Genomic DNA, 12,932 nt, shown 5'->3' with positions numbered 1-12,932 from the left:
CAGGCACCCGCTTGTGCGATGGCTGCAACGGGATGAAACGGCGGGATTTTCTGATCATTTTTTGAGCAGAATCTCCGTCAGTCGCTGGCACGCCTGCGGCATATCCAGCGTCTGGGTATCAATCTCGCACTCCGCATGCCGCGGGGTTTCATACGGGCTATCGACGCCCGTGAAGTCCTTGATCCGTCCTTGCCGGGCCGCCAGGTACAAGCCTTTGGGGTCGCGCTGTGCGCAAACCGCGAACGGCGTACTCACATAAAATTTAATGAAATCGCCCTCGGCGAACAGACGCCGCGCCGCCTCACGCTCGACCCGGAACGGCGAGATCGCCGCCACAATTACAATCAGGCCAGCTTCCACCATCAGTCGCGCCACCTCGGCCATACGCCGGATGTTTTCCCGACGACAGTCGGCCCCCATCCCCAGATCACGGCAAAGACCGGCTCGCAGGTTGTCACCATCGAGTACAAAGGTGTGCAGTCCACGTTGATTGAGTTGCAGCTCCAGGGCATTGGCCAGGGTCGATTTGCCCGCCCCGGACAACCCTGTCAGCCAAAGACAACGCGGACGTTGCGACTTGAGTGCGGCACGCTCGGCGCTCGACAGCGATAACGCATAGGGCCTGATCCCCGGATCCGGTATCGGCAGCCCTTCATTCATAACCGAGCAACTCGTAATCACGCTGGTACACCCGACGAACCAGACGACGGGTACGCGTCGAACAGAATTCCCGGGCAGGACCGGGGCTTCGATGATCCGAACCATTGATATGAGGCAACGGCGTCCCATGCCCCAATTGTTCGCACACCAGGCGGAAGTCCCGCTCCAGGTATTCCTGATACCCAATGAAATCCAGTGCCAGATGCCCAAGGGAATCGGTGAGGAAGTCGGTCTGCGGGGCAAAATGCACTTGCTGCCGGATCGTTTCCGGGTGCAGCCAGCGCGCAACGAAATCGTCGAAGTCGCGGTAGTGGCTGACCAGGTTTTGCGCAGACTGGTCACGCTGGCTCAACGCATTGCCCCGCAGAAAAGCGTAGGCCGAATACGCCCTCTCCAGCGGATCGCGAACAAAGGCAAACTTGAAGCTGCTGGCAAACTGTTCGGGAAATTGTTGCTCGTACCAGTACAACGGCAGGTGTCCGGGGCTCCAGCCATCGAACAACGCAGCACAGATACTGCTGCCAGCACATTTGGGCACGTGGATGAACAGGCAGGAACGCTGCGCGAAGGGCCGTGGGTAACGCGAACTTGCCGACATCGACTTGTTCACCACCTGACGATCCACGACCGACAGCCGGCCCAGCAAGAAATGCCGTTGTGTCTTGGGCAACAGCTTCCAAAGATATCGTTGCAACATTGCAGCACCCGCGCTAAAGGGATGGCCCTTACGATTGAAGTCAAAATTCGTTCAGGAACCTTAACAAGCGCGCTGCCGGGATTTATTCAGGTTTGGTCAAGAACCGTAAGGATCTGGATACAAGTCTGCGGACGCATTGCACGTCGGCAGTGCAACAGGGTGAGCCGGGCCCACCCTGTTTCGGGTTCAGGCGATATCTTCGGCCGGTGTGTCCAGGCCCATCGCATGCAGACGCGAGTAATAGCCATTCTGCGCCAGCAACTGTGTGTGAGTGCCGCGCTCGACGATCTGGCCCTGGTCCATCACCAGAATCAGGTCGGCCTTTTCGATGGTCGACAAGCGGTGGGCGATGACCAGTGTGGTGCGACCTTTCATGACTTGGTCCAGTGCCGCCTGAATGTGGCGCTCGGACTCGGTATCAAGTGCCGACGTTGCCTCATCGAGGATCAACAGCGGTGCATTCTTCAACAACGCACGGGCAATCGCCAGGCGTTGACGCTGCCCGCCGGACAACAACACGCCATTTTCACCGACCTGGGTATCCAGGCCTTCGGGCATTTGCGAGATGAAGTCCATCGCGTAGGCATCGGCAGCGGCTTTTTCGATGTCGGCGCGGGGAGCGCCAGCCAGGTCACCGTAGGCGATGTTGTTGGCAATGGTGTCGTTGAACAGGGTCACATGCTGCGTGACCTGCGCCACGTGTCGACGCAGATTGCGCAGGCGATAGTCTTCGATTTCGACGTCATCGAGCAGGATTTCGCCAATGTCGTGATGATAGAAACGCGGTATCAGGCTGGCCAGGGTCGATTTGCCGCTGCCAGAGCGACCGACCAGCGCGATCATTTGCCCTGGCGCCGCCGTGAAGCTGATGTTCTTCAGCACTTCGCGTTCGGTCCCTGGATAAGTGAAGCTAAGGTTGCGCACCTCCAGATGGCCTTCGACGCGATCACGCTCGACCGTACCGTTATCGACTTCAGGTTCGACGTCAAGCTGTTCGAAAATGCTTTCGGCACCGGCAACGCCTTTCTGAATGGTCGAGCTGACTTCCGACAACTGCCGGATCGGCTTGGGCAGCAAGCCCGCGGCAGTAATGTAGGCCACCAGATCACCGGCAGTGGCATCACCGCGCAGGAACAGCACCAGGAACATCAACACCGCCATGGCGGTATAAATCACCAGCTGCAGCATGGGCGTATAGACCGCACCGGTCTTGGTCATGCGCAATTGCTTGTCGGTATTGCCCTGGCTGGCGGCGGCGAAACGGCGCTCTTCATAGCTCTCGCCGCCGAAGCTGCGCACCACGCGATAGCCCTGGATGGTCTCGGAGGCCACATGGGTCACATCGCCCATGGCCACCTGGATCTTCTTGCTCTGCTTGCGGAATTTCTTGCTGGTGCTGCTCACCATGATCGCGATCAGAGGCAGGATCGCCAGCATTACCAGGGTGAGCTTCCAGTTCATCCACAGCAGGTAGGCGAACAGGAACACCACGGTCAGGCCTTCACGAATGACCACTTTAATGGCGTCCGTGGCGGCACCGGTGACCATGGTCACGTTGAAGGTGATGCGCGAAATCAGGTGCCCGGAGTTATGGGTATCGAAATAACGGTTGGGCAGCACCAGCAACTTGTTGAACAACTCGACGCGCAAGTCATGGACCAGCCCCAACGAGACCTTCGCCAGATAGTAGTTGCCAAGAAACGAACCGAGGCCTTGCCACGCAGCGATCAGAATGATCAGCAACGGCACGGCCATCAGCAACTGCAGGTCTTTCAGATAGGGAACATTGGGGAAGAGTACTGCTTCAGGGTTGCTCAGGCCATCGACGAAGTATTTGAGAATGCCGGCCAGCATCGGCTGCGTCGAGGCAAAAATCACAAAGCCAACGATACTGAGCGCAAACATGCCCCAGTACGGACGCACATACGACAGCAGGCGCAGGTAAATCTTCAAGCTCGACGGCGCAGGCGAATCAGGGCTAGTCATGAGAACCCGTTGTATGAGAAAAGAGCCCGCGAGTGTAACACAGGCCATTTTAGTCGCTGAGCTGCGGTAACATGGCCGGCTATCCATGCCTCATGGCGTCGAACTCCGGAGTATTGATGCAAGCGCTTGATCACACCCGATACCTTGCCCTGCGCGAGGGAGCACAAGTCCTTGAAGCGGATGGTTCGGGGGACAAGGTCTTGCGGCTGACGGATGGCTCGATCCTCAAACTGTTTCGTCGCAAGCGCCTGCTGACTTCAGCCGCCTGGTATCCGTACGCCAAAAGGTTCGCCGACAATTGCGATGCGCTGCGTGAGCGGCAGATTCCCTGTCCCTCAATCCGCCAGGTCTATCGCATCCCGAGTATCGCCCGTGATGCAGTGCATTACGATCCGCTGCCGGGGCAGACCTTGCGTCAGCTGCTGGATATCCAGGGCGATGCCGATCCGCTGCGGGGTCAGCTTGGGGTTTTCATGGCCACCTTGCATGAGCGCGGAATCTATTTCCGCTCGGCGCATCTGGGCAACATCGTACTCACGCCCGAACATCAGCTGGGCCTGATCGACATTGCCGATTTGCGGGTTTATCGCCGTCCACTACGCAAGACACTGCGGCTGCGCAATTTCAAGCATATGGTGCGCTACCCGCAGGATCGGCAATGGCTACTCGACAGGCGTGGAGAAGTCTTCATGCAACACTATGGCCAGACCCAGAGCATCTGTTCCCCGGAAGAACTGAACAGCGCCCTGCAAAAATGACCTGACCTTCGCCTCCGGGGAGGAGGCGAAGGTCAGGTTCATGCCAGCGCGATACGCTGCGCCTTGAGTACTCGCCCGAGGATCATTGCTCCAGGCAGCAGCACTAGCGGCCACAACTCGTCAGGGTTGCCGATCAGCAAGCTGCCATCGAAGTTCAGCATGACCAGCGCACACGCCAGGTACATGCCCCAGGCATCACGCAGACGCCAGGCCTGCCACAGCGTGGCCGCCATCAGCCCGATAAACAACACCAGAGCCACCGCGCCGCTGTACAACCCCAGCGCCACAAAGATGTTGTGCGGGTGCTGGATCGGCATCGAGCCATCAAGCAACTGATCGGTGTGGAAATTAATGCCGCAACCCAGCATCCAGCCGCAGTTCTGCCACTCGCCGACCATGATGCGAAAGAGTTCGATGCGATACGAATCACCACGGGTCCAGAGTGACTGGAACCAGACTTCGTCATGCACGATCAGGTACAGAATGCCGGCCACCACCAGACTGATCGCCGCCACACCGCCGACCAGCCGCGGCTTGTGATAGAGGCCATAAAGCAGCCACACGCCCAACAGGAACGCACCCCCGACAAATGCTGTACGCGTTTGCAAAACAAAGGCCACCGCAAAGAGCGAAAAGACAATGGCCAGCGCACCTTCAACCCAGCGATGCTCCTTCACCCAGAATGGCAATGCCAGCGCCAGCGCGCACAACAGCCAGATACTGGCGTAGATGACGTTCTGCAAACGTGCCGGCAACAATGCCACCCGACTGCCGATTGCAAATTCATGGGTGGTCCAGCTGTAGAGGGCGCAACAGAAGATATACAACGCCAGGATCCAGAACTGCGCGCGCACAAACCCCGGGCTGCGGAAAAACCGTGGATCACTGAAGGCCCCCACGATCATGACGAACATCATCACGTAGAACACATGCTTGAAAAACTGCATCTGCCCGGCAATGGCTGCCGGCACAAGAAACCACAGGATGAACACCATCCAGCCCAGCGCCAGCGGTTGCCTGAACAATCCTGCGCCTCGCTCCTTGATCAGGAACACCAGACCCGGCACTACCATCAGGCCGTAGAACAGATTGTTGGTCCACTTCGAGGACCAGCCCACCACATAGCTCAGCAAGAATAGGCAGAGCACTGCTCCGAAATACGACGTGACGGTGATCTTTCCTGGCTTCACGCCGCTAGATCCCATGGAGCACCCAACCTGCTACAAGACCAAAAACAAGGGCCGCGATCAGTTTGAGTCGATCGAGACGTTTACGTCGCAATTTATTCACGCGCTCCTGCGGAACCACTACGTGTTCACCGAAGCCCGTGTGCAGTACCGCATCGTTTTCCAGAATCAACGCATAGCGGTTCTGCGCGGCATACAGGCGCGACAGGTCTTTTTCTCCAGAGAACGCGGAATACGGCGCATGGGCCAGGTAGTCCGCACGGCGCCGCAGGCCCGGATTGAAGGAAAAGCCCTGCCAGTCTGCCTTTTGCGAGCCCAGCACATAAAAAGGAATGCCGTGGCTGACCTTGCGTTCGTTGAGGAACACATAAGGACTGTGGACCATCAGGTCGTGATTGAAGCTGCGTAGCCACACCTGAAGCGCCTGTGGATCCTCCTCCAGCAGACACTGGGACTCTTCGATAAACCCTTCGCGATAGAAGTCCCAGTCATCTTCGCAGTGAAAAATCCACGACGTCTGCACCTGAGCATAGGCAGCATCGATGGACTTCAACTGACCCAGGCGCGGATTGTTGATGAAAAACTGGGTATGCGCCCTCCAGTGTTCCGGAATACAAGCCTCTACGGCACGGTCGCCAGAGTCTTCGGTAATGAACACTTTACGGATGGGAGCCGTATTGAACCGGTCAAAGGTCTCCAGGGTTCGCTTCAACAGATCGAAGCGACCGCAACTGGTGATGACGACCGAAATGTCGCTAGTCTCGCTGAACAGCATGTGTTTACACCGCACCCTTGATTGTTGAATCGCCCGGCCTCACAGCCCTAGCGACACGCGTAATTTTTCTTTCCAGCTCAGTGGAGCCCGCTCGCGCAATGGTGCGCGCATCGCCTCGACAATCGCATGCCCCACCGCACGGAAGGTATAACGCTGCTCTACCAGCGCTTGTCCGGCCAATGAAATGGCCTCGGTCAGTTGCGCAGATTCGCGCAGCACGGCCAGTTTTTCCCGAAGTTCGTCGCGGGTTCGATAGAACACAACGTTGTGCATGTCGACGAAACCCAAGGCGCGATTCTCTTCTTCCCCTTGATCGTAGGCAAACAGCACACAACCACAGGCCATGGCCTCGAAATTCTTGATCATGTACTCGCCCATACCCACATCGGCACTGACGAAGTAACGGATCCGGCTCAGCGTTTCACAGTATTCCTCGCCCGATTTGGTGCGCGTGATCAACAGGTTTTCGACTTCGGCAACGGACTCGAGCATCTCCTTGCGTCCAGCATAAGCAACGCTGTTGAGACTGCCGACGAAACCCAATTCGATATCCCGTTCGCGCTGACGGTTTTGCAGCAGTGCCTGGTCGTAGCCTTTGGGCACGAAGTGCGCGTCAAAGCCCTCGTCACGCAAACGCTGACTGACCATAAAACCCGAGCTGATCACCCGCGCCCACGGCAATTTACGGTAATGCGCACTGAATTTGCCGGTGTATTTGCACGGGATGTAATTCTGATAGGCATCGTGCTCCAGAATAACCAGATTGGGCAGCGTCTGTATGAACCGCACCTGTCTGATTTCTTTTTTGAAGCGCAGGAAAAACACGATCCGGTCATAGAGGGTCACATCGACATGCTTGCGGAAATAACCGCGCAAGTCGTCCTGCTCGGCACTGGTCAGCTCACGCTTGTCGCAGTCGCACTGCTCGGCAATACCGTCATACAGTCGATCGAGGATCGCTCGTTGCTCTTTCTGCACCAGAAACAGAACTTTCAATTGGGCTCTCTCTTGCCAGTCAACTCTTGGACCCAGAACAACTCGTGGCGTCGCACTGTTTTACGGAAAAATTCGTTTTCACCAAAAGCTGGCCAGCGTCGGCCTGCGAGACAACGTTGAATGGCCCGGCGAAGAAGGCGTTTGAAGGGCAGCCGGGGCTGAAGGTCGTGCATCATGCCCAACGACATGGCTTTGTGCCATTGCACTTCAGTCGACAGAGAAGGCGTCCATGGCCGCAAGGGCTCGACAGCATCGAACTGCGGTGGCAGCGCGACACCCTCGCCTGCATCGCCCATTGGCCAGCGATCGTTGTCGTGCAAATGATTGGCGTAATGCAACAGGATTTCGGGCTGCCAGGCTGTACCGAGCAGCGCCTGTATCACCGCCTGCTGTGAGCATAGATGGTCCGGATGCGGATCGAAGTGCGGATGTGGCAAAACAATGACCTGAGGCTGGATGCGCTCGATCAGCTCTCGCAAATCGGCCAACAGATTGTTCCAGGACGGCACTCCATCGACATCACTGCTCAAGGTAAATGGATTGAACTTGCGGAAATACCGGGTATCACCAAGATGGGCCTCGCGGGACGCCACGGCTTCGGCCGGCGCGCTCTGCATCGCAGGCAATTGCAGACAGAAATAACCCAGCTGGATGCAACGCTCCTGAGGAACACCGCCCCACAATGGCACACTGACACTGTCCCAGGCACGAAGTGCCCCCTTCAACCGCGACGCCTCGACACCTTCAAGCCCCATCTGCCGATAGTGTTCGGCTTCGATCTCGCCAGCGGTCAGGGTCACGATCCAGCTTTCGCTCGCGCGGCTGTACAACCCGAAGGCAGCCAGTTCCGCGTCATCGGCATGGGGTGCAATGACCATCACCCGCTGACGACTGTAATCCGGATGCTCGAATGCCCACAGCAGGGGTTCACCCAACAGCCGGCAGAAACGCCCACGCAGGCGCAACTCCCCGCGCGACAACACCTGTGCCTGACCGCTGAGGTTGAGGTAACGCAGGCCGTTCACGCCACGCTCGAAGGTTTGTCGGTCCGGGTTATCACCACCGGACATCTCGACGACCGGATCAATGAATCGCCCCAACCACGTACTTTTGATGCGCAACGCCAATACCAGCGTCGCGTCATCGACCAGCATGACGCCATCGTCCAGCCGCAGGCGATCGCCACTCAGATGAACCTTGGGTTGCGGCGTGTAGGGCGGGAAACTGTATTGATAATCGTCTTGGGGCGAATAGAACAGGTGGTCGGCAAACCAGGCCTCATGGGCAATCCACCCCAGAGCCGCGAGTACCAGCGGCAGCCACCAGGCCACCACTACACCACTTACAACCAACAGCCCCAGTGCGATCAGCAGACCGATGCGTTTGTTGCGGCGATGACGCTTGAGCAATTGCTGCTTGCGGCTCATAGGCTGACTCACACGGTGTAGACCGGCACAGGGTTGCACCAGCGATCCTTGTATTCCCGGTCGGCGCGACCGAAGGAAAAACGCAAGGGCTTGTCCAGCGCCCGGGCATGCTCCCAGGCGCTTTGGGTGTTGAGAAAACTCAGCACGCTGCCAGGGCTGAATTCGCGGGTTTCAGGGTCGACGCCGCCATTGATGTACTCGACGCTGATCCACTGCGGCGTCTCGACGCGGTACACCAGCTGGATCGCAATCGGCGCATCATTGAGGAAAATCACCGAGCCGATCAGCAACTCGCGCAACAGCTCGATGACCTCGGCCATGCGCTCGGCACCTGTCGCCGGGAAACCCCAGCGGCGCAGAAACAGGTCGCAGTAAATCGCTGCCAGCTCGGCACTGGAGAACTCCGACACCGGTCGTATCAAGCCACCCGCCTCTTCGAGCAGCCTCAGTTCGCGGCGCTGGTTGTAGCGAAACTTCTTCGACAGTTCTTCGGGTGTGCGGGCCATGGCCAGTTGTTCGGCCTGCAACTTGATGCCGGTAAAACGGCTTTCGTTCAGCGCCGACAAATAACGACCGCGATGACGCAGGGGGGCCTGTGCATCTTCAGCGGCCGGCAAGATGATCTCGGCATTGCCAAGGTCGAACAGGCCTTTCTTTCCGCTGCGCTTGAGTACGTCCTTGGACAATGCAAGGTCGCGACCCCATGTCGGAATCGCCGCCTTGATTTCGCCGTTTTGCTCCCAGGCCAGGTAACGAACCGGAATATCGGCCAATTGCGCCAGGCGCTCGACCACCATCGGATGAGTCGCGACGCTGCCACCATAACGCTGCCAGGTTTCGGCATATGTAGAGGCATCGGCTACCGACCAGCCACGTTCGCGCCAGCCTTGAAATCGGTTGAGCATCAGCCCCTCGGTGCCAGTTCGATAACGTGTGGCAAATGCCAGAAAGCATCGCGTACCGCGCGGTCGGAGAAACGTTCGCGCAAGCGGTCGAGCATGAGTTCGGCGCATTGGTGACGTTGACCTTCGTCCATCGCGGCCAGATGTTGCAGCCCTTGCGCCAGGTGTTCGGCATCGCCCAGCGGGAACAGAATGCCCACGCCTTCGACCACTTCTTTCGCCCCACCACACGCGGTGGCGAGCAACGGTACGCCGGCAGCCATGGCTTCGAGCAGCACCATGCCAAACGGTTCGTGATCGGAACTCAGGGCAAACACGTCGAAGGCACGGAAATAACGTCGCGCCTCGGGCACCTGGCCGAGGAACAGCACGCGATCGCCAATCCCCAGCTCGCGGGCCTGGGCCTTGAGATCCTCCTCCAGACGACCGCTGCCGAGGATCACCAACTGACTGTTGGCCGGCAAGCCCGGCAGCGCCGCAGCAAAACCGTCCAGCAGCGTGGCCTGGTCCTTGTCCGGATGCAGTCGCCCGACGTTGCCGACAATCCAGGCATCCGCCGCCAGGCCGAGTACTTCTCGTGCCTCGCTCGCCGACACTTGACTGTCCTGCAAGGCCTGCACATCGATGCGGTTATAGAGGGTTCGAATCCGCGCCGCCGGCCATTTCGGCAGGCAACTGCGCATGTCATCGCGCACCGCGTCGGACACCCCGAGCAGGCTCAGACGCTTGCGGAAAATATGCGCGAACAGTTTGCGCGAGCCACGTTTGTAATCGTCAAACGCGTGATGCACGCCAATCACCGGCAACGAGGTGCCGAGCAAGGCGATATAAATCGGCTTGAAGCGATGGGCGATGCAGAAACTGAAATTGCGCGAAGCGGCGATCTTGCGCAAATCGCCGATGGCTCCCAGCTTCAAGCCACGAATGGCCCTGGAGCTGTACTCCATGAACAACACTTCATCGGAAGCGCACCCCGCGGCAACTTCGGCATCGGCGACCCCGGTCAGAAAAACCGTGGTCACGCGATAGCCGGTCCCCGCGAACAGGCTGGCGTACTGCCGTGCGCAGTCCAGAAACGGTCCGTCATAGCCGTGACAGAACTGCAGCACATGGCGTTCAGCCGAGCGTGTCATATGCGTTCGCGCCCTCTTTGACCACCAGGATGTCTTCCATGATCAGGTACTGTAGATCCGAACCGAAGAACATGTTCAAGGCGTCCGTCGGAGAGCAGATCATAGGTTCGCCACGACGGTTGAGCGAGGTGTTGAGCGACACACCGTTGCCGGTCAGTACTTCCAGCGCCTTCATCATGTCGTAGTAGCGCGGGTTGTATTCGCGCTTGAGTACCTGGGCACGGGAAGTACCGTCTTCGTGGACGACCTCCGGCACGCGTGTTTTCCACTCCTCGGCCACTTCGAAGGTGAAGGTCATGAATGGCGCCGGGTGATCAATCTTGATCATCTGTGGCGCGACGGTATCGAGCATCGAAGGGCAGAAAGGCCTCCAGCGCTCGCGGAACTTGATCTGGTGGTTGATGCGGTCGGCCACGCCGGCCACGCTCGGGCAACCGATGATCGAACGACCGCCCAACGCGCGAGGACCGAACTCCATGCGCCCCTGGAACCAGGCCACCGGGTTACCGTCAACCATGATTTTGGCGATCTGCTCCGGCATGTTGTCGAGCTTGCGCCATGTAGGCTTGTTCGCATGACGGGCGCACGCGGCGATCACGTCTTCGTTGCTGTACGACGGACCGAGGTAGACGTGTTCCATCTTCTCGACCGGTACGCCACGAGCGTGGGACACGTAGGCGGCAGCGCCGACTGCGGTACCGGCATCACCGGACGCAGGTTGCACGAACAGTTCCTTGACGTCGTCGCGGGCAATGATTTTCTGGTTCAGCTTGACGTTCAATGCACAGCCACCGGCGAAGGCCAGCTTGCCGGTTTCCTTGAGTACATCGCCCAGGTAATGGTCGATCATCTGCAGCGCCAATTTCTCGAACAGCGCTTGCATGCTCGCGGCGTAATGGATGTATGGCTCGTCGGCGATGTCGCCTTCGCGCTTCGGACCCAGCCACTCGATCAACTTCGGCGAGAAGTAGAACCCCTTGCCCTTCTCTTTGTAGCGGCGCAGGCCGATGACGTTGGCGTAATCGGTGTTGATCACCAACTCACCATTTTCGAACGAGGCCAGGCGCGAGAAATCGTATTTGCTGGCGTCGCCGTACGGCGCCATGCCCATGACCTTGAACTCGCCGTCGAGCATTTCGAAACCGAGGAACTCGGTGATCGCACCGTAGAGGCCGCCCAGGGAGTCAGGATCGAAGAATTCCTTGATCTTGTGGATCTTGCCGTTTTCACCGTAACCGAAGAAGGTCGTCGCGTACTCACCCTTGCCGTCGATCCCGAGGATCGCGGTTTTCTCTTTGAAACCGGAGCAGTGGTAGGCACTGGAGGCGTGGGCCAGGTGATGTTCGACCGGCTCGATCTTGATTTTCTTTGGATCGAAGCCCAGTTGCTCGAGGCACCAGACGATCTTGTTGCGATAGCGCTTGTAGCGACGGTTGCCCATCAGGATCGCGTCGAGGGCGCGGTCCGGGGCGTACCAGTAACGCTTGGCGTAGTGCCAGCGCGCCTTGCCGAACAGGCTGATCGGAGCGAACGGGATCGCTACCACGTCAACGTCGGAAGGTTTGATACCAGCCTGTTCCAGGCAGAACTTTGCCGATTCGTAAGGCATGCGGTTCTTTGCATGTTTATCGCGTACGAAGCGCTCTTCCTCAGCCGCCGCGACCAGCTTGCCGTCGATGTACAAGGCTGCGGAAGGATCATGGCTAAGGGCGCCGGACAGGCCAAGAATCGTCAATGCCACAGGGGTCTAGCCTCTTTAGTCTGCATGCAGGCGCAGTGGCGCCTCAAAAAATGATGTGCCTTCGCCAGGAGCGCGAGGCAGCTAAAGCGCGGGATTATAGCTTAAAAGCAGCGGCAAGCCTCTAGCTGCAAGCGGCAAGAAAGCGCGGGGTGTTCATGAGGCCCCCCAACCGCGCGCCGGCCGCCAGTAAATGAGGATGTTGCCATCCACGGCCTGCCGGCAAATCGTGTACGGCAAGACAACGGTATCCAGACCGCCAGACAAGGCCAGGTCCAGCAGAACGAGCGGTACGAGGATTCCCGTGGGATCGGGCGGCGCGTTCAGTACACAAAAATCGTAAGCCAGGCCGCTGTAGACCCGCGGGATGGACTGACAGTAGGTTTTTTGCCGGCGAAGCCCCTGGGCGGCTTCGGCATCATCCTGCAACACCGTTGCGACGGTCCCGCAACCGGTCAAGGCCAGTGAGATTGCGCCTGATGCGACTGCCATTCTGATTGTCAAAGTCTGCCCTCCAAGAACGTCAGGCAAACTAGCATCGTGGTTGTTCAGGCCACAGTTCATGGCTTCCCAAGATCGTGTAGGACGGTTCATAAGAGCCTGCCCCCTGATCTCTGGCGACCAATCCAACCCCTTCGCGAGCAGGCTCGCCCCCACAGAAAATCCCGGCCGC

Annotated in this window: 12 protein-coding genes; 1 reads left to right on the top strand and 11 read right to left on the bottom strand. The window is 58.5% G+C overall.

The genetic code is table 11. From position 1 onward, the window contains the following. Positions 1 to 54: 54 nt before the first annotated feature. The 3 genes from cysC to msbA form a co-directional block, all read right to left on the bottom strand. The gene (gene cysC, locus FFS64_RS03150; protein ID WP_137804194.1) at positions 55 to 660 is read right to left on the bottom strand and encodes an adenylyl-sulfate kinase; all 606 of its coding nucleotides are present in this window, start codon (positions 658 to 660) and stop codon (positions 55 to 57) included. Next, positions 653 to 1,357: a sulfotransferase family 2 domain-containing protein gene (locus FFS64_RS03145; protein WP_137804193.1), complete on the bottom strand. Its 705-nt coding sequence runs from the start codon at positions 1,355 to 1,357 to the stop codon at positions 653 to 655. Before FFS64_RS03145 ends, cysC begins: the two co-directional genes overlap by 8 nt. A gap of 186 nt (positions 1,358 to 1,543) precedes the next feature. Next, positions 1,544 to 3,343: a lipid A export permease/ATP-binding protein MsbA gene (gene msbA, locus FFS64_RS03140; protein WP_218571075.1), complete on the bottom strand. Its 1,800-nt coding sequence runs from the start codon at positions 3,341 to 3,343 to the stop codon at positions 1,544 to 1,546. A 116-nt stretch (positions 3,344 to 3,459) separates the two neighbouring features. Between msbA and FFS64_RS03135 the strand changes: the two genes are divergently transcribed. Beyond that, a complete protein-coding gene (locus tag FFS64_RS03135; protein WP_095192173.1) occupies positions 3,460 to 4,101 on the top strand; it encodes a toluene tolerance protein in 642 nt (213 codons plus the stop codon). 38 nt (positions 4,102 to 4,139) lie between these two features. Here the strand turns inward: FFS64_RS03135 and FFS64_RS03130 are convergent, their stop codons facing one another. The 8 genes from FFS64_RS03130 to FFS64_RS03095 all read right to left on the bottom strand — a co-directional run bounded on the left by FFS64_RS03130 (position 4,140) and on the right by FFS64_RS03095 (position 12,751). Then, positions 4,140 to 5,306, bottom strand: coding sequence for an O-antigen ligase family protein (locus FFS64_RS03130; protein WP_137804191.1), 1,167 nt, complete (start codon positions 5,304 to 5,306; stop codon positions 4,140 to 4,142). Beyond that, complete coding sequence (locus FFS64_RS03125; RefSeq protein ID WP_137804190.1) at positions 5,296 to 6,063, bottom strand: glycosyltransferase family A protein; 768 nt, start codon at positions 6,061 to 6,063, stop codon at positions 5,296 to 5,298. Before FFS64_RS03125 ends, FFS64_RS03130 begins: the two co-directional genes overlap by 11 nt. 39 nt (positions 6,064 to 6,102) lie before the next feature. After that, a complete protein-coding gene (locus tag FFS64_RS03120; protein ID WP_137804189.1) occupies positions 6,103 to 7,059 on the bottom strand; it encodes a glycosyltransferase in 957 nt (318 codons plus the stop codon). Further along, positions 7,056 to 8,486, bottom strand: coding sequence for a PIG-L deacetylase family protein (locus FFS64_RS03115; RefSeq protein WP_137804188.1), 1,431 nt, complete (start codon positions 8,484 to 8,486; stop codon positions 7,056 to 7,058). The genes FFS64_RS03120 and FFS64_RS03115 overlap by 4 nt, the downstream gene beginning before the upstream one ends. An 8-nt stretch (positions 8,487 to 8,494) precedes the next feature. After that, a complete protein-coding gene (locus FFS64_RS03110; protein WP_137804187.1) occupies positions 8,495 to 9,391 on the bottom strand; it encodes an antimicrobial resistance protein Mig-14 in 897 nt (298 codons plus the stop codon). Further along, positions 9,391 to 10,521 (bottom strand): glycosyltransferase, encoded by a 1,131-nt coding sequence (locus FFS64_RS03105; RefSeq protein ID WP_095192179.1) that lies wholly within the window; start codon positions 10,519 to 10,521, stop codon positions 9,391 to 9,393. The genes FFS64_RS03110 and FFS64_RS03105 overlap by 1 nt, the downstream gene beginning before the upstream one ends. Continuing rightward, positions 10,505 to 12,262: a carbamoyltransferase gene (locus FFS64_RS03100; protein WP_137804186.1), complete on the bottom strand. Its 1,758-nt coding sequence runs from the start codon at positions 12,260 to 12,262 to the stop codon at positions 10,505 to 10,507. Before FFS64_RS03100 ends, FFS64_RS03105 begins: the two co-directional genes overlap by 17 nt. 153 nt (positions 12,263 to 12,415) lie before the next feature. Continuing rightward, entirely contained in the window at positions 12,416 to 12,751 is a 336-nt protein-coding gene (locus tag FFS64_RS03095; RefSeq protein ID WP_137804185.1) for a YceK/YidQ family lipoprotein, read from the bottom strand. Positions 12,752 to 12,932 lie beyond the last annotated feature (181 nt).

The sequence above is a fragment of the Pseudomonas sp. G(2018) genome (assembly GCF_005502415.1).
In the GTDB taxonomy this organism is placed as follows: Bacteria; Pseudomonadota; Gammaproteobacteria; order Pseudomonadales; family Pseudomonadaceae; genus Aquipseudomonas.
This window is presented reverse-complemented; position numbering and strand designations above follow the sequence as displayed.